Source organism: Mesorhizobium sp. B2-6-4 (assembly GCF_006441495.1).
Taxonomy (GTDB): Bacteria; Pseudomonadota; Alphaproteobacteria; order Rhizobiales; family Rhizobiaceae; genus Mesorhizobium.
The window spans coordinates 133195-150339 of the sequence record NZ_VFUE01000014.1; the positions used below are offsets into that span (position 1 = coordinate 133195).

Below are 17145 nucleotides of genomic sequence, written 5' to 3' on the forward strand. Positions count from 1 at the left end.
CCCTTTTTGTTTCAACTCCCGGAGAACAAACATGGATACCACCGAAGACAGCCAGACCGTGGCCGCTGGACAGCTGCGAGCTTTCATCGAGCGCATCGAGCGCCTCGAAGAGGAAAAGACCACGATCACCGACGACATCAAGGAGGTCTACGCCGAGGCGGGTTCCACCGGCTTTGACAAAAAGGCCATTCGCAAAATCATCGCCCGTCGCAAGCTGGACGCCGACGAGCGCCAGGAACAGGACTCGATCCTGGATCTGTACGAGGAAGCGCTCGGGATGGCGGCGGCCGACTGATGCAGCGCCGCTCCTTTCTCAAGGCGCTCGGGCTGGCTGCTGTCCTGCCCGCTTCGTCTGCGATCAAACCGGCGGCCAAGCCGCCGGTTCTGGTCACCGCCGACGAGGTCGCCGTCAAGCAGCTATCAGGGCTTGATCTGCAGCTAGGCACGATCACCGCCGGGACGCTCCGATACCCCGGCGGGGAGCTCAATCTCAACGCGCGTTACCTGGAGATTTTCGGGTGATCCGCGTTTACGACATGAACTCGTACCTGCGTGTCGAGCTGGAAACGGATGTCTCCGGCTTGGCACCACGCAACTTCATGCAGGACGTGTTCGCCTGTCCCGATCCAGTCATCTGTGTTTGGGACGGACCCAAGGGAAGCCAGAAACGCCGCGAGATTTTCCCCGGCTACAAGGTCGGCCGTAAGGCACCGGACACCGGCATCTACAACGGCTTCCACCTCACTCAAAAGACACTGGAGCACTCGAAGGCGGTACAGATCAAGGTCCCCGGCTACGAGGCCGACGACGTGATCGCGCTACTTGCACGCCGCTACGCGGCCCGGGGTGCCCTGGTCGCGATCTACTCAAACGACAAGGACATGTGGCAGCTCGTCGGCGAGTTCCCCAAGAACGTCGTCTGTGGTGCCAACCCGCTGAAGGGCGTCGAACCCAAGGACACCCGCCTCTACAAAACCTGGGTCGGGGACAGCTCGGACAAGATCCCTGGCGTACCCCGTTTCGGCGAGAGCTTGTGGGAGGAGAACGGCCCACGGCGCCTCCAGCGCGCCACCGACATGATCTTCGCCGGCCAGGATGGCTGGCAGAAACAGATCAAGCTCCAGCCGAAGATGGTCAGCTGGCTCGAAGAGAACCCCGACCAGTTCAAGGCCTACTGGGACATCATCGGGTTCCTCGACGTGCCGGAAGACCTCGTCACTGAGCACACCATCATCGGTCAGCCCGATTTCTACAAGGCCGACCAAGCCCTCAAGGAGTTCATGCAATGACGATCAAGACCGTGCTGGTCGACGCTCGCAACGTCGACCAGTTGATCCCGCACATCGTCAGCCAGGTGAAGGCCACCCCCTTCAACGGTCTGGACTGCGAAACCCAGGACGATGCGCGCCACGACGGCCTGAACCAGTTCATGAGCGTCGACCCGGTCAGCCGGAAGAAGTCCAAGGCGAAGAAGCTGGTCTTCGACATGCGCCGGACGGTGATGACCGGCTTCTCGGTCTACCCGGAGAATTCGGACACTGCCTACTATCTCAACCTGGCGCACGCCGACGTCGAGAACCGCGTCCCGTGGGACGCCGCCAAGGCCGTGCTCGACGCCAAGGCCGGCGATGCTTACTGGATCGCTCACAACGCGCCCTACGAGCTCAGCGCGTTCAAGTCCTGCTTCGGCTACGACCTGCCGGAGATCATCTGCACCTTGCAGATGGCGGTGTCGGCTTATGGCCCCGACGAATACGATCCCAACAATTTCCGCTATGCCGGCCGCGGTGCGTTCGCCCCGCTGATCACTCAGATGATGCAGCTCTGCTCGCAGGGCGGCTTCGACCCCGAGAAGGGAGAGTTCACCGACAGCCGGCTGGCCGAGATCGTCTATTCGATCATCGGCAAGCAATCGAAGGCGGCGCATAGCTACAACGGCTACGTCAACGACCTTGCCTACGGCTACGGCCTGAAAAAGGCGGTCAAGTCGTGGTTCGGCTACAACATGACCACGTTCGACGAAGTCCTCGGCGACAAGGCCCACATGGGCCAGTTGACGGGTGATGAGGTCGCCGCCTATGGCGCCGACGACGCCTACTGGGCTCTGCGTCTCTTCCGCCGCCTGCTCCAGTACATGGTCGACACCAACCGTGGCGTCACGCAGACGTTCTTCGAGCAGGAGAACCCGATGATCCACCTCTTTGCGCAGATGCGCGAGGTGGGCATGAAGGTCAACTTTGACAACATCCTGGCCCGCCGCGCCGAGGAGCGCGAGAACACCGCCGAGGTGCTCCGCAAGACCAAGTCCAGCGTCAAGGAGCTCCTGCCGTTCCCCGAGGAGAAACACCCCGGTCTCGAGAAACGCGACAGCTGGTATCAGAAGAGCGCCGACAAATACCGCAAGCAGATCGAGGACTGGTGCAAGCTGCCTGATTGGCCGGATGCCTACAAGCAGTGCATCCAGGTTCGTGGTGCGGTGTCGAACGCTTGGGCCAACGAGAACGGCGACCCCGAGCCCAAGGGCGTCAACCTCTCGCATTACATGCCCATGCGGACGATCTTCTATGACCTGACGGGCACGAAGGTCATCGTCAACCAGAACAAGACCCAGTCGGACGCTGAGGCGCGCGGCAAGCTGATCGACCGGTTCAAGGAGGACGGCCACGAGACGGCCAAGAACCTCCTCGTGTCGATGGGCGAGCTCGCCAGCATCGAACAGCGCATGAAGCTGTACCTGACGCCCTACAGCCAGCTCACCGACCCGGAGACCGGCCGGATGTACCCGACCGTCACCTCCATGCTGGCGTCTCGGCGCATGGCCTGTGAAGATCCGAACGCCATGCAGCTCGCCAAGCGTGGTGAGAGCACCTACGTCCGTGGCTTCTTCGAAGGCGACGACGACGAGCACCTTGTTCTCTCGCGCGACTGGTCGGCTATCGAGCTGGTCATCATCGGCGAGCTCAGCGAGGATCCGACGTTCATCGACGCTTATTGCCAGATCCCGCACAAGGATCTGCACACCGGCTCGGCGACGGCGGTGCTGGCGGCCGACTGCGAAGGCCTGACGGAGACGACCTTCAAGGCGCTTTCCAAATACGACAACGTCGAAACCTTCCTGGAGGAGTTTGGCGCCAAGTTTAACAACCACGATCGGCTCTTCACCAACCTGAAGGGCGAGCCGCTCCAGCCGGACAAGGCCTACAAATACTGGCGTACCGAGGCTGGCAAGAACTCGAACTTCAACTACTGGTTCTCGGGCTGGCTGGCGACCATCGGCGAGCGGATGGGCTGGTCGCAGGAAAAGACCAAGATGGCGACCGAAATGTATCGGGATCGCTTCTCGGTCGCCGAGCAGTGGCGCACTGGCCTGATCGAAGAGATCGCCCGTGAGGGTGTTGTCTACCTGCCTGACGGTCACCGTCGCGTCCGTTACGAGGCCACCAACCAGTGGCTCATCTCGTTCAAGCAGAAGTTCGACATGGGCAACGGCGCCGAGATGGCGACCTACAACGCGCTCGTCCACTGGATCGCCAAGAAGATCCAGAAACGGGCGTTCAACCAGGGTGTCAACTCGGTCGTCCAGGGCACATGCGCCACGATCGCCAAACGTACGGCGATCAGAGTCATGGCTCGGATGAAGGAGATGGGCTGGGACTTCCGCATCATGCGGCTCATGGTCCCGATCCACGACGAACTCGTGTTCTCGATCCACCACAAGCATGTGCTCGACGGCATCCAGATGCTCGGCGAGTGCATGAACAACCACCCGGACATCTTCAAGGCCTGCAAGCTCGACAGCTCGCCGGCACTGGGGGTCACCTTCGAGCCCTACGACCCGAAGAAGGCGCCGGCTGGCCAGATCGAGCTCTACGAGGCGCCCAAGCTCCCCGGCGTTCTGCCCGAGGACACCGCGGGCCAGCGCCTCGGCGACGACCACGTCCTGTCGGTCGTCGACTACCTGATGTTCCAGAAACGCAAGCTCATCAAGGAAGCAGCATGACATTTGAGGAGGAACTGGTGGGGCTGCGGCCCCACCTCTTCCGGCAGGCAATGAAACTCGCCCGCACGATCGATGGGGCCGAGGATCTTCTGCAGGATACCATGGTGAGAGCTCTCACCAACCGGACCCAGTTCCGGCCAGGGACAAACCTCGCGGCGTGGACATTCACCATCCTGCGAAACCAGTTCATCAGCAGTAAGCGCCGTGATGGACGCATCCTGGACGACCCGGACGACCATCACACCATGGCAATGGCCATGGACGCTCCACAGGAACCCCGGGAGGACTTTCGGGACTTCTTGGACGCCTTCATCACCCTCCCACTGAAGATGCAACAAGCCCTCTACCTGGTGGGGCTGCTGGGTCACGAATACGGCGAGGCCGCAGAGATGCTCGACCTGCCCGAAGGGACCATCAAGAGCCGGGTCAGTCGAGCAAGAACGAAACTGGAGAAAGCACTGACATGAAACTGCAGCTGATCGCCCGTCACATCCGTGACGACCAAGACAACATTCTCGAGTTGGACGACGACGTCGTCGCCCTGCTCGAACGTATGAAACTGGAGATCGAGGAGAACAAGTCCGAAGGCTCCAACTGGCGCTTCGCCATTACACCAACGAAGGAGGCTTACCAGTGAGCATCATCACCGCCAGGGCTAAACTCTTGGCGATTGCCGACCGCGCCCCAATCGAGCTTGGCGTCGAGATCATCGAAATCATCGAGAACGAGATGTTTCGGGCCTCGCCCATCCGGAAAGCCCGTCGCACCTCGTCGGCCCTAACAGAGGGATTGCGCCGGCGGATCAAGCGCTACGCCCACGAGAACCCCGACGCGACGTTCCACGAGATCGCCACACACCACAACGTGTCGATCGGCCGCGTCTCCGAAACCCTTAACGACGTCTACCGCAACCGAAGGACTGCTCAGTGATCTCATCCAACCCCATTTACAAGCTCGACACCCAGGGCCGCCTCCGCAGCTGGCGATACGAAGTCGACCGCAACAGCTGGCGCTCGATCTCCGGCCTCGTGGACGGCGCCCAGACGCCCACCGACTGGACTGTCTGTTACGCAAAGAGCCAGGAGACCAACGAGGGCCAGGCTCGGTTCGAGGCCGAGGCCGAGGAACGCAAGAAGCTGGAGCGCCAATATCACCGGACGCCGGAGGCCTGCGCCACGCCGAATTTCTTCGAGCCGATGCTCGCCAAGGGCTACAAGGCCGGAAAGACCAAGTTCCCGATCGCCAGTCAGCCGAAGCTGGACGGCATCCGTTGCATCGCCCGGGCCGAGGGCTTGTTCTCCCGCCAGGGCAAGCCGATCGTCTCCTGCCCGCATATCGAGGAGGAGCTGGCGCCGTTCTTCGCCGCCGACCCCGACCTGATACTGGACGGCGAGCTCTACAACCACGACCTGAAGGCCGACTTCGAGCAGATCGTCTCGCTGGTCCGCAAGCAGGAGCCGAACCCGGCGACCGCTGGTGTGGTCCAGTATCACGTCTATGACATCCCCTCGTTCGACGGCACATTCTTCCAGCGCGCGCCGGTCTACAACGCCATGCTGCAGGGCTGCACCCACCTGTTCCCGGTCGAGACCCGCATCGCCTTCAACCAGGCGATGTTCGACAAGGACTACGAGGAGTTCCTCGGCGAGGGCTGGGAAGGCCAGATGGGGCGCGTGGACGGTGAATACGAGATCGGCAAGCGCTCGGCCCACCTCCTGAAGCGTAAGGAGTTCCAGGACGCCGAGTTCAAGATCGTCGAGGTCGTCGAAGGCCAGGGCAACTGGTCGGGCTACGCTAAGCGCCTCACGGTCGAGCTGCCGGACGGACGCACCTTCGGCGCCGGCATCGCCGGCACGCAGAACTTCTGCCGCCAGCTGCTGGAGGAGGCTGATGTCTGGGTTGGCCGCCAGGCGACGATCAAGTTCTTCACCCCGACCGGCGATGGCATCCCGCGGTTCCCGGTCGCCATCAAATTCCATGAAGGAGCTCGTCTCTAATGGATACGATTAGCGTAGAGCAGCGGGAGGCCATGCGTCAGGCCTTCCGCGAGGAAAACCGCCGCTCATTCGAGCTGGAGCAAGTTCACTTGGCCGGTCGCCTCGAACGACAGGAGATCCAGCAGTTCTCCAAGGCCGCCACGAGCGGCCAAGGAAACCGCGCGCAGCGCCGCCGGATGCAGGCCGAGCTCAAGAAGATGATGAGGAAACGCTGATGGGCTTCCCAGCACCTTTCGTCGGCTCCAAGCCGATCGCCGCCCCTCCAGGCCGGGACGATATCCTCCCCGGCCACTTCTTCACGAACGGGCGCTTCGTTGTAAGTGCTTGGCAGCTGACGCCCGAAGAGGTGGCCGTAATCAACCACAATGGCGGCAAGATCTTTGTCGCTGTGGGGACGGGTCGAGATTTCTATCCGACGCTCGTCGGTTCATCGGAGACGCTCAGGATGATGCTGCTCGACTATGGCGGCACCTTCCCGAGCCAGCCGCTGGAGGTGATCGCCTGATGTTCGACAACCTCATCCTGAAACGCAAGCTCAGGAACTCGCTGATCATCTGCTTCCGGTGCGACGGGTGCATGGGAACCGACCACAATTTTCAATGGATCGGTACCGTCGTCGGGTTCGAGAAGACCAGGTTTGCCGGCGAGGCCGCCCAGGTCCGGATCATCAAACGCGACACACATGGCGACTGGCGAGACGGGAGCCAGGGCTTCGAGCTCGTCACCCTCGGCGAGAAGCCTCAGAAGCTCGCCCCCGCCCTCTACGCCGTCTATCGATAAGGAAAGACATGCAACAATACCACCACCTTCTCCGCAACGTCCTCACCAACGGCGTCGACCGCGGCGACCGCACTGGCACCGGCACGCGTTCGGTGTTCGGCTATCAAATGCGCTTCGACCTCGCCGCCGGCTTCCCCGTCCTGACGACGAAGAAGCTTCACCTCAAGTCGATCATCCACGAGCTGCTCTGGTTCCTGGCCGGCGACACCAACGTCAAATATCTCAACGACCATGGCGTCACGATCTGGAACGAGTGGGCCGACAAAAATGGTGAACTCGGCCCGGTCTACGGCAAGCAATGGCGCTCATGGCCAGACCCGGCCGGCGGCCAGATCGACCAGATCCGGAACGTCGTCACTGATCTCATCGGGAACCCCAACGGGCGCCGGCATATTGTGACTGCCTGGAACCCAGCCGAGGTCGACGACATGGCCTTGCCACCGTGTCACTGCCTGTTCCAGTTCTATGTCTCTGAAGGCCGGCTGTCCTGCCAGCTCTACCAGCGCTCGGCCGACATCTTCCTGGGCGTGCCGTTCAACATCGCGTCCTACGCCCTGCTGACGATGATGGTCGCCCAGGTGACCGGTTTGCAGCCTGGGGAGTTCATCCACACGTTGGGTGATGCCCACATCTACCTGAACCACTTCCCGCAGGTTCATGAACAGCTCCGGCGCACGCCGAAGCCGTTGCCGACGATGTGGATCAACCCGGACGTCCAGGATATCTTCGCCTTTCGGTTCGAGGATTTCCGGCTGGACAACTACGTGGCCGACGCTAGCATCGCCGCGCCAATAGCGATTTAGCAAGGAGTCTGGGCATGGCAGAATTTAAGGTCGGCACCATTGTTCGCGTCCGCGGGGTCCGAGGACCGGACATGGTGATCGAGGAATTGCCAACCCTGGCAGTGGATAGCGGGGGTGTGGCAACATGTCTTTGGTTTGCCGAGGGCAAAGCGCAAACACGCAATTTTCGGATTAAACTTTTGGACATCGTGGAGAAGGTCGATCCAAAGGCCGTTTGATGACAGCAGCCACTGCTGCGCGGGGAAACTAATCTTCCCCTATAGTACCAACAAGATCTAGCATTCTCGACAACATCAGGGGCGCCCATATGCGCCCCTGATGGCTAAGAACACTGGAAAATCCTCCGAACAAGAATTTGAGCGTATCTGGAACAAGCTCGGCAAACGAGCCTGGGTCTGGAGAGTGGTCGACGCGGCTGAAGTCCGCGGTCGAACCGGCGTGATCGGGTTCACCCGATCGGCCCCGAGCGACTATGTTGTCGCCCACAACGGCGTCCATTTCGCCGAGGTGAAGTCCACCCAGGACGACACCGCGTTTCGCTTCTCTCTGCTCCGGAAAATCCCCTCTGCGATGGCCACCATGATCCTGGCGGCTCACGGCGATTACCTCGTCTACATCCACAGGATCCCCACCGACGAATGGTTCTGCATCCCCTACTCGATGATCCGGGACCATTCGGCACGCTCCCTGACCTGGAAAGAACTCGAAAGGCACAAATGGAAACTCGCAATCTTGACGTGATGGTCGACATCGAAACGACCGGCACACATCCCGAGCACAACGCGATCATTCAGATCGCCGCGGTGCGCTTCAACGCCGTGACCATGACGGTCGACGCTTCTGACATGTTCGATCGCGCGCTGATCGTCGCCCCCGGCCGCTTCTGGGAGGAGTCGACCCGCGCCTTCTGGCAGGGCAAGAACCTCAAGGTCTATCAGCAGATCTGCGCCCGCATGGAGGATCCCTTCCTCGTGCTCAAGGCCTTCCAGGAGTGGGCCAACAAGGGCCGTGCGCCATCGGATGCGCCGCTGCGCTTTTGGGGCAAGCCGACGAGCTTCGACTACTCGTTCATCCAGTCCTACTTCCGGCAGTTCAACCTCCACCTGCCGTTCCACTACCGCTACGCCCGCGACATGAACAGCTACATCGCCGGCCTGCGCGGGAACCCCGATCACCCGGAGATCAACGTGCCGTTCAACGGCGACGTCCACAACGCGCTGCACGACGTCCTCCACCAGATCAAGACGATCTTCGTCGCCCGCGAGGAACTGAGAAAGGAAGCCGCCTAAAATGAACCGCATAACCGAGATTGAAATCGGCGCCGCCAGCGTCGGCATTCTCGGAGACCCGCACCTCGGACGAGCCTTCGTCCGGGGTGTTTCGCTTGAAAAGCGTGGTCTCCGCGAGAAGATGGTCATGGAGGATTTCCGGCAGCGCCTGAAGGGGTCGGGCAAGTACGACGTCTTCATCTGCATGGGCGACCTCTTCGACAAGTGGGCCGTGCCCTACAGCGTCGTGTTCCAGGCTGCATGGGCCTATCTGGCCGCCGCCAGGACGAACCCGAACACGGAATACTTCGTCATCGCCGGCAACCACGACATCTCCAGAGACCTGGAGAAGAAGGGCGCGCTGGATCTGTTCGAGCTGATCGTCGGCCACCTGCCGAATGTCCACGTCATTCGCCACACCGGTGATGGCTACGTCACCAAGATCGGCGGCGACCGGGTCGGGTTCTTTCCTTTCCACCCTACCCTCCCAGCGAGCGAGCTCGTCACCGACAAGATCGACGTCGCTTTCGGCCACTGGGACACGCTGTTCGGCGAGGACAACATGATCCCGACAAAGAGGCTGGCCGAGGTCGGCTGCAAGACCGCCTACACCGGCCACGTCCACCTGCCGGACGAGTTCGAGCGAGACGGCGTCAAGGTCGTCCAGATCGGCTCGATGCAGCCCTACGCCCACGGCGAGGACAACGGCGAGATCTACGTCACCCTCCCCCTCGACGAGCTGGGCGGCAAAGACCTCCGCGACAAGTGCGTTCGCGTCCTGCTCGCCCCCGGCGAGAGACTCGACGTGGAGGTGGACTGCCTGCAGCTCACCTTTCAGCGCGCCGGCACCAACGCCGAAGAAGCCGAGGAGGTCGTCATGGGCGACTTCAACCTGATGGGGCTGTTCAGCCAGGCGTTCGAGGAGGCCGGCGTGCCGGACGAAGTCCGCTCGCAAATCCTGACCCGATACGAGGAGAGCCGAGTTGCCGAATAGCCTCCAGATCACCAGGGCGATGGACGAGTGGCTCTCCACGGAGGGCCTCCATCCTGCCGAGGTGGGCATGATCGAGGAGATGAAGCGCGCCGGCGCGTTCGGACATGCCCCTCTCCTGCTCGCGGCGAGGACCTTCGCCGAGACCATGCCCGACATCGTCATCAGCGCCGTGAACAAGGCGCGATCCCAAGGAAAATGCAAGGAGTGGCCTAGTGCTTAACCACCTCACATACAGCGTCACCTTTCCCTCGACAGGCCGCACCCTGTCGGGGGATTTCTCATTCCAGAAGGGTTTCGGCGCCATCACCGGTCCGAATGAAGCTGGCAAGTCCGTCATCCTGGAAATGATCCGGTACTGTCTCTTCGGCACCTCCGCGTTGCGGGGCAAGGCCGAAGACTACAAGAACCTGAAAGCCGCCCTGACCTTCACCACAAAGGGTGAGGCCTGGACCGTCGATCGGACGATCACCTCCGCCAAGCTGTTCCGCGGCGGCAACCCGGCCGCCACCGGCCAGAAGGGTGTCAATGCCAAGGTGACCGAGATCCTCGGCTTCGGCCTGAAGGTGTTCGATACCGCTTGTGTCGCCAACCAGGGCGACATCGAGAAGCTCGGCGCCATGCAGCCAACCGAGCGCAAGGCCATGGTCGACAGCGTCATCGGCCTGTCGGCGATCGACGACTTGGCCAAGTGGTGCGGCCAGGAGGCCAACAGCCTGGCCTCTCTGATCTCTGGCATGGAGGACGGTCTGGTGAAGCCCACCAAGCCGGACCAGCCGGAAGGGTACGTCGAGAGCTCGGAGATCGCCGGCAATGTGGCGCAGCTCCGCGCCCTGAATGACGAGCTGAACCAGATCAAGGGCCGCCTTGCACAACCCCGGCAGGCGCAGCCCGTGGAACCGGTTGCGAATTGCAATCAGTCTGCGGGTGAGATCGAGCAGGAGCTGGATATGGCCCGCGCCTACGAGCAGGCCCAGGCCGAGCTCAAGCGCCTGCCGCCACCTCCCCCGGAGTTCTCCGAGGAGGGCATCGACGATTGGGAACTGCGCGAGAAGATCCGGCGGAACTACCCGACCACGATGACGGCAGAGCAGATTGCGAAGGCCGATGCTGATGTGGAACTAATCCGTCAGTTCGAGAGGCGCGACCACCTTCGGAAGCAATACGACGACCTCCGTGCTGTCGGAATGCACAATTGCCCGTCTTGCTCGTTCGAGTGGCCGATCGAGGCCGCGCGTGTCAACGAGGTAGCCGAAAAGCTGTCCGTGGCGGAGGAACTGTTGGAAGGCCTGGAGCGGCCGAGCAAGCCCGACATGGTCAACGTCGACGTGGCCCGTCGCCAGCTGCAGGCGTTCGACAAGGTCAGGGACGATTGGGAACGCGTAAAGGACGCTGTCCAGCCGGTGCATACGCGCCAGCAGGTGGCGGAGTTCAAGGCCGCTCTCCAAGCTCAGGGACGCCGTGCAGAGCTCGAAGCCGTAGAGCCGGCCTCGGCGACGTCCAAGGAGCTCAACGCTCTCTGGCGTGACCGCCTGGCCTACGAGCATGAGCTTTCCTCCTACCATGATCGTCGAAGGGCTTGGGAGGAGCTGGAGGTCAACCGCGTGATCGATGAGGAACGTGCCGCTCAACTGGCTTCGGTACCTCACGAACTCACCAAGCTGGAGAAGGCCTACGACACGGCCAAGATCTACGAGGACCGGCTCGCCACCTACAAGCGCGAGCAGAAGGCCTACGCCGAGCGCCAGAAGGAGATCAAGGCGAGACGCGAGAAGGAACAGGGCTACCGGAAGGGTCGCGAGGCGCTGACGATCCTGCGCAAGCTCGTCAAACAGCACCTGATCCCATCCCTGAACAAGGTGGCAAGCCACTACATTTCAAGGATGACCGGCGGGCAGCGCAATGTGATCGAGGTCGACGAGAACTTCGAGATCGTTGTCGACGGCCAGCCGCTGAACACATTGTCGGGCTCTGGCAAAGCCGTGGCAAACCTCTCGCTGCGTCTCGGTCTCGGTCAGGTCCTGACCAACAATGTGTTCTCGGTCTTCCTGGGCGACGAGATCGACGCTTCAATGGACGCCGATCGCGCGCACAATACTGCTCTTACCCTAGAGTATCTCGCAAGTCGTATCTCGCAGATCCTGTTGGTCAGTCACAAATACCCTCAAGCCGATTACTACATTGAGCTTGAGGCAAATGAAAAGAACACTGATTGACGAACTAGTTGAAGAAGAAATCCGGAAGACGGGCGGCAATCTCTCGATGGTCGCCCGTCGTCTTTCCATCCCATACCACTCGCTGGTGGCCCGCTTCGGCCCAACAGCAGTCTCCACACTTCCCCCCGCATGCCCCCGGCCCGACGACATCAAGGAACTCGGCCGGCCACATGTTCGCCAGCACGTGATCGCAATCAAGCGTTGCGGTACCGAATGGACAGCGGAGTTCGACGCGGTGTTGAAGGACGCCCGTCACAAGTTCGATCAGGGCACTCACGAGATGGCCCAGTCGATCGACCAGGGCTGGGTCGTCCAGTACCTGATCCCCCGCCGGAAACCGACCGCACCGCGGAGGTTCTTCCATGGCTGACTCCGACATCCTCCTCAGCAACATGAAACTGGTCAACCCGCTGGACTTCCAGATCAGCGACGTTGATTTCAACGTATCCATCAAGGCCGTGAGCCGTCTGCCCCGCTACTCGGGACACACGACCAAGACCTACCGCGTGGCCGAGCATCTAGTGAAGCTCTACCGCAGGGTGCCCAAGCACCTGCGCAAAGCTGCGCTGCTGCACGACCAGTCGGAAGGCTTCGGCCTGCTGGACCTGGCGCACCCGGTCAAGCGTGCGATCGACGGCTACAGCGCCCTGGAGAAGGCCATGCTCCGCGTGATCTTCGCTGCGGTCAACGAGCCGTGGGAGCACATGGAGGAGCTCGAGCAATACGACCGTCGCATCTGCGCCGACGAGATGCTCCAGGTCTTCGCCTACCCCTGGTGCGCCAAGTTCTGGGAGCCGCTCGGCAACGTCAAAATCGAATTCTGGGGCGAGCGCCGGTGCGAGACTGAGCTGCGCAAGCTCTTCATCAAGGAGGGCCTGCTCAATGGCTAAGCCCACCAACCCGAAGGCCGCCTTTGGCGACAAAAAGCCACCGCTCGCCTACATCCCGCTCTCCGCCCAGCTGGCGGAGCTGGAGGCCCTGTACGACGGGCTCCTGAAGTATGAGCCTCACAACTGGCGTGACACCAAGGTCGAGGCAATGACCTACGTGGAGGCCGCGATGCGACACCTCCAACTCTGGAAGGTCGGTGAGGAGCTGACGCGCGACACGCTCGTCAAGAACCTCGGCGCGGTCAAGGCGTGTTGCACGATCCTGATCGACGCCATGGCCCACGGCACTCTGATCGACAACCGCCGGAAGTCTCAGGTGGAAGCGGATCTTCTCCATCAAGGCGAGGAGTGGGTCGAGCGCCTGAAGGCCGTCCAGGCTGAGCGTGTTCGTCAGCGACAGCAGGCGGCGACCGCGAAGGCACCGCCGGTCATCACCCGTCTCGATGACGATGGCTACCCCCTGGATGAACCCGCGCCAGTAAACACCGCCGCTGAAGGCACGCCTGTCCCCGTCGTCGACGGCTTCCTCGTCGACGGCTTCCTCGACGCCAGCGTGTTCCCGCCCTGGCCATACAGCCGCCCGCTGTGAGCCCCTGCCCCTGGCCACGCGTCAGGGGCCACCCCTCCCCCACTTCAAAGACGAGTTTTCAAATGATCACTGGAATGACCCTAAATCAACTCGCCGCCGAGTGCCACGCCAACAACGCGAAGTGGTGGCACGACCTGGAGACGGGCGCACGTCTCGACCGTGACAAGGGCGAGCTTATCATGCTCGTGCTCTCGGAGATCGCCGAGGCGATGGAAGGCGAACGCAAAGGCCTGATGGACGACAAGCTGCCACACCGCCCGATGCCGGAGGTGGAGTTGGTTGATGCCATCATCCGGCTTGGGGATTTCGCCGGAGCGTTCAGCTACCCGCTGCCGGAAGACACAACCATCCCCTTCTACTCGCTGCCGAACAACAAGGGCGCAGCCCTTCTGAAGATCAGCAAGGCGATCACCAAAGTCCACGATCTCTGCAACAACAACTGCGCACCGGATATGATCGGCGAGCAGATCCGCAGGGCCCTCGACCTGATCAAGCAATATGCCCAGCACTGGGGCTACGACCTGAGTGGCGCCTACCACGAAAAGACGGCCTTCAACAAGGTCAGGAAAGATCACACCGCCGAACACCGCAAGGGAGTTGGCGGCAAAAAGTGGTGATACTATAGGGTGAGCAGAATGCATCACTCACATACAAGATGCTGATTTCCTACCTCTCAGTTCCTACCGAACTGAGAGGTTTTTTATGTCCCGAGATTTCTTTCCGGGGATGGGCCAAGGCGTTGCCGAGCGTACCGTTTCCCGCCTCATCCTCACCGACGAAGCCAAGGCCGACTGGGCTGGTAAACGCTTCGCCAAGCTCAACCCCAAAGACCCTGACTACAAGTCCTGGTGGTCCGCGTTGAGCCTCACCTTCCCCCTGATCAAGATCACCGACGACGACAACGCACCGTTCATGGGCCGCCAGCCGGACACCCGGCGCGAGCGATGGGCCGACGTTGCCCTACGCGTGGCCGAGGGCAACACCTCGCTCGACCCGTACTGCCACGACCTGGAGCCGCTCAACTACCATATCGCGGAGGGCACCATCCTCCTCTCCGGCCGCCACCTGCAGCATGGTGACATCCGCCAGAAAGACCGCCCGATGGAGGTCTTCACCAACTGCTCCACGGCGATGTTCCGCGCCATGACCTTCCAGCTGCTGCTCTCTGGCTCTGGCGTGGGCTCGAGCTACGACGACGCCCTGATGCTCGTCGACTGGACCAAGCAGCCCCGCGTGGTCTGCGTCATCGACAACACCCACCCTGACGTGCTCTCCGGCCTGATCACAGGCTACATGACGCCCCGTGAGGCTCTGCACCTCTACGCCGGCGAGAAGACGATCTATCACATGGTCGGTGACAGCCGTGAAGGCTGGGCCGAGGGCGTCGAGCAGATCGAGGTCGCCACCTACAAGGGGCAGCACGATCACGTTCTGATCCTCGACTATACCGAGGTCCGCGGGTTCGGCGAGCCGATCAAGGGCATGCAGAACCGGCCGGCCTCCGGCCCGGGCCCGCTCATGGGCGCGATCGCCAACGTCGCCCGCCTCCGCGACCTCAACATGCCCCGCTGGAAGGCCGCCATCATCGCCGACCACTATCTCGCCGAGTGCGTCCTGGTCGGTGGCGCCCGCCGCGCTGCGCGCATTGCGACCAAGTATTGGAAAGACCCAGGCATATTCGATTTCATCGACCTCAAGCGCCCGATCGAGTTCCTCGGCCGGAGCTGGGACGAGGTCGACGCCATGGCCGGCCTCCCGCAATACGGCTCGTTCCTCTGGTCCTCGAACAACTCGGTCGCGGTCGACGACGAGTTCTATGAATGCTTGCGCCAGGCGCGCAACCTCATCCGGAATGGGATTGCGCTCAACCATCAGCAGCGCTGGGCCTACATGCTCAACGAGGAGATGCAGCGCCGCCAGTACCACGACCTGACCGGCGAGACCGGCTTCCTCAACGTGTCGAAGCTGAGCGTCAACCTCAAGGGCACCGACGACTATCTGGTCTACCCGTTCGCCAAGTTCGGCGGCGAGGACTTCAGGGAGATGCAGATCGCTCTGGCCGAGCTGGTGATGGACCACCACTACCAGTTCATCGTCAACCCGTGCGGCGAGATCGTGCTCTTCATCCTGGGCGCCTTCTGCGTGATCGGCGACCTGGCGCTCTTCCATGCCAACGACAGCTGGGAGGAGGAGCAGGCTGTGCGCCACATCACGCGCGCCCTGATCCGCACCAACCTCATGTCTTCGATCTACGACCGGGAGGTCAAGCGCACGAACCGCATCGGCGTGTCCCTGACGGGCATCCTGGAATGGGCGATGCGCCGGTATGGGCTCAGCTTCAAGGATCTGATCGCGGTGGATGGTGACGGCGTCCAGATCCAGGACGCCAACCACAATCTGATGCTGGCGCCCAGCGTCCGCTCGATGCCCTTCTGGCTGCGCATGAGGGAGCTCGCCAATATCGTCGACGAAGAGGCTGGCACCTATAGCCAGGATCTCGGCGTCGTGTTCCCGCACACCCGCAGGACAATCAAGCCTGCTGGCACGACCAGCAAGCTGTTCGGCCTCACCGAGGGCGCTCACCTGCCGGCCATGCGGGAGTATCTCCGCTGGGTGCAGTTCCGCTCTGACGACCCGCTGGTGGCCGAGTATGCCGCCAAGGGCTACCCGACGAAAGAGCTGCAGAGCTACAAGGGCACGACGATCGTGGGCTTCCCCACGGCTCCGGTCATCTGCAACATGGGTGGCGAGGTCACCACCGCTGGCGAGGCCACGATGGAGGAGCAGTTCCGCTGGCTGCGCCTCCTGGAGACGTTCTGGATCGGCCGTGAGGGCGGCAACCAGGTCTCCTACACCCTGAAGTACGACCCCAAGAAGGTGAGCTACAAGGAATACTCGAAGGTCATGGACGCCAACATCAACCTGGTGCGCGCCGTGGCGGTCCTTCCCCAGGTCGAGACCCTATCCTACGAGTACCAGCCGGAAGAGCCGCTCACCAAGGCGCGCTATGAAGCGGTCGTCGCAGCCATCAACGAGCAGATGGCCGAGGACGTGGACAAGGTCCACATCGACTGCGCCGGCGGCGCATGCCCGGTCGACTTCGACAAGTGATCAACGAAAGGGCCGCGTCAGCGGCCCTTTTCATTTGCACTGATATCGATGCTGTTCGCCCGCCTTATTGTCCCAATGGATGCTGCTGACCTGCGGGAAAAACAGACAGAGCTGTTCGGCCGCCGACTGGCCCTTCGTGAGGTCCTTCCAGGAGACGAGAACCATCAGCTTGTCGTGATCCCACGAGGATGAGACCACCTCCTGGACGTTCCCGGTGCCGGCGATGGCGTCTTCAACTTGTTGGTGGGTTGGCCCCGAGGGCATCAGGGCGTACGCCAAGCCTGTGCCCGCGGCGAGAATGACGACTGCACCGGCGATGAGCTTTTTCATAGGTCCCCCGAATACTATAGGAAGACCTATTTAGTGCGCGCCCTGCTCTCACGCAACAGTTTAGCCAGAGCTTTGGGGTCACCGGCCGCGTCAATGATGGCGATAAGTCGCTTCCCGCAGCTGGACTTGGTCCTGTCCGACCGGATGAACTGGTCGATCTTGTCGAAGAC

The 17145-nt window shown here is 61.8% G+C and carries 24 protein-coding genes; 23 read left to right on the forward strand and 1 reads right to left on the reverse strand.

From position 1 onward, the window contains the following. Window positions 1-31: 31 nt before the first annotated feature. The 23 genes from FJ426_RS20570 to FJ426_RS20675 all read left to right on the forward strand — a co-directional run bounded on the left by FJ426_RS20570 (window position 32) and on the right by FJ426_RS20675 (window position 16645). The gene (locus FJ426_RS20570; protein ID WP_140579869.1) at window positions 32-295 is read left to right on the forward strand and encodes a DUF2312 domain-containing protein; all 264 of its coding nucleotides are present in this window, start codon (window positions 32-34) and stop codon (window positions 293-295) included. Then, window positions 295-522: a hypothetical protein gene (locus FJ426_RS20575; RefSeq protein WP_140579870.1), complete on the forward strand. Its 228-nt coding sequence runs from the start codon at window positions 295-297 to the stop codon at window positions 520-522. The genes FJ426_RS20570 and FJ426_RS20575 overlap by 1 nt, the downstream gene beginning before the upstream one ends. Continuing rightward, the gene (locus FJ426_RS20580; RefSeq protein ID WP_140579871.1) at window positions 519-1289 is read left to right on the forward strand and encodes a hypothetical protein; all 771 of its coding nucleotides are present in this window, start codon (window positions 519-521) and stop codon (window positions 1287-1289) included. The genes FJ426_RS20575 and FJ426_RS20580 overlap by 4 nt, the downstream gene beginning before the upstream one ends. After that, window positions 1286-4000, forward strand: coding sequence for a DNA polymerase (locus FJ426_RS20585; RefSeq protein ID WP_140579872.1), 2715 nt, complete (start codon window positions 1286-1288; stop codon window positions 3998-4000). Before FJ426_RS20580 ends, FJ426_RS20585 begins: the two co-directional genes overlap by 4 nt. Beyond that, window positions 3997-4467 (forward strand): sigma-70 family RNA polymerase sigma factor, encoded by a 471-nt coding sequence (locus FJ426_RS20590; protein WP_140579873.1) that lies wholly within the window; start codon window positions 3997-3999, stop codon window positions 4465-4467. Before FJ426_RS20585 ends, FJ426_RS20590 begins: the two co-directional genes overlap by 4 nt. Next, window positions 4464-4637, forward strand: a complete 174-nt coding sequence (locus FJ426_RS31460) for a hypothetical protein (protein WP_181176979.1) — start codon at window positions 4464-4466, stop codon at window positions 4635-4637. Before FJ426_RS20590 ends, FJ426_RS31460 begins: the two co-directional genes overlap by 4 nt. After that, window positions 4634-4930: a hypothetical protein gene (locus FJ426_RS20595; protein WP_140579874.1), complete on the forward strand. Its 297-nt coding sequence runs from the start codon at window positions 4634-4636 to the stop codon at window positions 4928-4930. Before FJ426_RS31460 ends, FJ426_RS20595 begins: the two co-directional genes overlap by 4 nt. Further along, entirely contained in the window at window positions 4927-5997 is a 1071-nt protein-coding gene (locus tag FJ426_RS20600) for a hypothetical protein (protein WP_140579875.1), read from the forward strand. The genes FJ426_RS20595 and FJ426_RS20600 overlap by 4 nt, the downstream gene beginning before the upstream one ends. Then, window positions 5997-6212: a hypothetical protein gene (locus FJ426_RS20605; RefSeq protein ID WP_140579876.1), complete on the forward strand. Its 216-nt coding sequence runs from the start codon at window positions 5997-5999 to the stop codon at window positions 6210-6212. Before FJ426_RS20600 ends, FJ426_RS20605 begins: the two co-directional genes overlap by 1 nt. Further along, window positions 6212-6502, forward strand: a complete 291-nt coding sequence (locus tag FJ426_RS20610; RefSeq protein WP_140579877.1) for a hypothetical protein — start codon at window positions 6212-6214, stop codon at window positions 6500-6502. Before FJ426_RS20605 ends, FJ426_RS20610 begins: the two co-directional genes overlap by 1 nt. Further along, on the forward strand, window positions 6502-6777 hold the full coding sequence (locus tag FJ426_RS20615; protein WP_140579878.1) for a hypothetical protein: 276 nt from the start codon (window positions 6502-6504) through the stop codon (window positions 6775-6777). Before FJ426_RS20610 ends, FJ426_RS20615 begins: the two co-directional genes overlap by 1 nt. 8 nt (window positions 6778-6785) lie before the next feature. Beyond that, entirely contained in the window at window positions 6786-7580 is a 795-nt protein-coding gene (locus tag FJ426_RS20620; protein ID WP_140579879.1) for a thymidylate synthase, read from the forward strand. Between the two features lie 14 nt (window positions 7581-7594). Next, the gene (locus tag FJ426_RS20625; protein WP_140579880.1) at window positions 7595-7798 is read left to right on the forward strand and encodes a hypothetical protein; all 204 of its coding nucleotides are present in this window, start codon (window positions 7595-7597) and stop codon (window positions 7796-7798) included. 100 nt (window positions 7799-7898) lie between these two features. Continuing rightward, entirely contained in the window at window positions 7899-8321 is a 423-nt protein-coding gene (locus FJ426_RS20630) for a hypothetical protein (RefSeq protein WP_140579881.1), read from the forward strand. Further along, window positions 8297-8869 (forward strand): 3'-5' exonuclease, encoded by a 573-nt coding sequence (locus FJ426_RS20635; RefSeq protein ID WP_181176980.1) that lies wholly within the window; start codon window positions 8297-8299, stop codon window positions 8867-8869. Before FJ426_RS20630 ends, FJ426_RS20635 begins: the two co-directional genes overlap by 25 nt. A gap of 1 nt (window position 8870) precedes the next feature. After that, window positions 8871-9842 carry a metallophosphoesterase gene (locus FJ426_RS20640; RefSeq protein WP_140579883.1) on the forward strand — a complete coding sequence of 324 codons (972 nt, stop codon included), beginning with the start codon at window positions 8871-8873 and terminating at the stop codon, window positions 9840-9842. After that, complete coding sequence (locus FJ426_RS20645; RefSeq protein ID WP_140579884.1) at window positions 9832-10062, forward strand: hypothetical protein; 231 nt, start codon at window positions 9832-9834, stop codon at window positions 10060-10062. Before FJ426_RS20640 ends, FJ426_RS20645 begins: the two co-directional genes overlap by 11 nt. Beyond that, window positions 10055-12055 carry an AAA family ATPase gene (locus FJ426_RS20650; protein WP_140579885.1) on the forward strand — a complete coding sequence of 667 codons (2001 nt, stop codon included), beginning with the start codon at window positions 10055-10057 and terminating at the stop codon, window positions 12053-12055. The genes FJ426_RS20645 and FJ426_RS20650 overlap by 8 nt, the downstream gene beginning before the upstream one ends. Next, the gene (locus FJ426_RS20655; RefSeq protein WP_140579886.1) at window positions 12036-12425 is read left to right on the forward strand and encodes a hypothetical protein; all 390 of its coding nucleotides are present in this window, start codon (window positions 12036-12038) and stop codon (window positions 12423-12425) included. The genes FJ426_RS20650 and FJ426_RS20655 overlap by 20 nt, the downstream gene beginning before the upstream one ends. Continuing rightward, window positions 12418-12945 carry a hypothetical protein gene (locus FJ426_RS20660; RefSeq protein WP_140579887.1) on the forward strand — a complete coding sequence of 176 codons (528 nt, stop codon included), beginning with the start codon at window positions 12418-12420 and terminating at the stop codon, window positions 12943-12945. Before FJ426_RS20655 ends, FJ426_RS20660 begins: the two co-directional genes overlap by 8 nt. After that, complete coding sequence (locus FJ426_RS20665; protein ID WP_140579888.1) at window positions 12938-13534, forward strand: dATP/dGTP diphosphohydrolase domain-containing protein; 597 nt, start codon at window positions 12938-12940, stop codon at window positions 13532-13534. Before FJ426_RS20660 ends, FJ426_RS20665 begins: the two co-directional genes overlap by 8 nt. Window positions 13535-13596: 62 nt before the next feature. Further along, window positions 13597-14151 (forward strand): hypothetical protein, encoded by a 555-nt coding sequence (locus FJ426_RS20670; RefSeq protein WP_140579889.1) that lies wholly within the window; start codon window positions 13597-13599, stop codon window positions 14149-14151. 85 nt (window positions 14152-14236) lie between these two features. Then, complete coding sequence (locus FJ426_RS20675) at window positions 14237-16645, forward strand: ribonucleoside-diphosphate reductase (RefSeq protein ID WP_140579890.1); 2409 nt, start codon at window positions 14237-14239, stop codon at window positions 16643-16645. A 30-nt stretch (window positions 16646-16675) separates the two neighbouring features. Here the strand turns inward: FJ426_RS20675 and FJ426_RS20680 are convergent, their stop codons facing one another. Next, window positions 16676-16975 carry a hypothetical protein gene (locus FJ426_RS20680; protein WP_140579891.1) on the reverse strand — a complete coding sequence of 100 codons (300 nt, stop codon included), beginning with the start codon at window positions 16973-16975 and terminating at the stop codon, window positions 16676-16678. Window positions 16976-17145: the final 170 nt, after the last annotated feature.

Coding starts and splice junctions, on each gene's coding strand:
- FJ426_RS20610 (WP_140579877.1), top strand. CDS start 6,212: ATGGGCTTCCCAGCACCTTTCGTCGGCTCCAAGCCGATCGCCGCCCCT.
- FJ426_RS20640 (WP_140579883.1), top strand. CDS start 8,871: ATGAACCGCATAACCGAGATTGAAATCGGCGCCGCCAGCGTCGGCATT.
- FJ426_RS20665 (WP_140579888.1), top strand. CDS start 12,938: ATGGCTAAGCCCACCAACCCGAAGGCCGCCTTTGGCGACAAAAAGCCA.
- FJ426_RS20630 (WP_140579881.1), top strand. CDS start 7,899: ATGGCTAAGAACACTGGAAAATCCTCCGAACAAGAATTTGAGCGTATC.
- FJ426_RS20635 (WP_181176980.1), top strand. CDS start 8,297: ATGGAAACTCGCAATCTTGACGTGATGGTCGACATCGAAACGACCGGC.
- FJ426_RS20615 (WP_140579878.1), top strand. CDS start 6,502: ATGTTCGACAACCTCATCCTGAAACGCAAGCTCAGGAACTCGCTGATC.
- FJ426_RS20620 (WP_140579879.1), top strand. CDS start 6,786: ATGCAACAATACCACCACCTTCTCCGCAACGTCCTCACCAACGGCGTC.
- FJ426_RS20575 (WP_140579870.1), top strand. CDS start 295: ATGCAGCGCCGCTCCTTTCTCAAGGCGCTCGGGCTGGCTGCTGTCCTG.
- FJ426_RS20590 (WP_140579873.1), top strand. CDS start 3,997: ATGACATTTGAGGAGGAACTGGTGGGGCTGCGGCCCCACCTCTTCCGG.
- FJ426_RS20570 (WP_140579869.1), top strand. CDS start 32: ATGGATACCACCGAAGACAGCCAGACCGTGGCCGCTGGACAGCTGCGA.
- FJ426_RS20605 (WP_140579876.1), top strand. CDS start 5,997: ATGGATACGATTAGCGTAGAGCAGCGGGAGGCCATGCGTCAGGCCTTC.
- FJ426_RS20660 (WP_140579887.1), top strand. CDS start 12,418: ATGGCTGACTCCGACATCCTCCTCAGCAACATGAAACTGGTCAACCCG.
- FJ426_RS20585 (WP_140579872.1), top strand. CDS start 1,286: ATGACGATCAAGACCGTGCTGGTCGACGCTCGCAACGTCGACCAGTTG.
- FJ426_RS20670 (WP_140579889.1), top strand. CDS start 13,597: ATGATCACTGGAATGACCCTAAATCAACTCGCCGCCGAGTGCCACGCC.
- FJ426_RS31460 (WP_181176979.1), top strand. CDS start 4,464: ATGAAACTGCAGCTGATCGCCCGTCACATCCGTGACGACCAAGACAAC.
- FJ426_RS20675 (WP_140579890.1), top strand. CDS start 14,237: ATGTCCCGAGATTTCTTTCCGGGGATGGGCCAAGGCGTTGCCGAGCGT.
- FJ426_RS20625 (WP_140579880.1), top strand. CDS start 7,595: ATGGCAGAATTTAAGGTCGGCACCATTGTTCGCGTCCGCGGGGTCCGA.
- FJ426_RS20655 (WP_140579886.1), top strand. CDS start 12,036: ATGAAAAGAACACTGATTGACGAACTAGTTGAAGAAGAAATCCGGAAG.
- FJ426_RS20680 (WP_140579891.1), bottom strand. CDS start 16,975: ATGAAAAAGCTCATCGCCGGTGCAGTCGTCATTCTCGCCGCGGGCACA.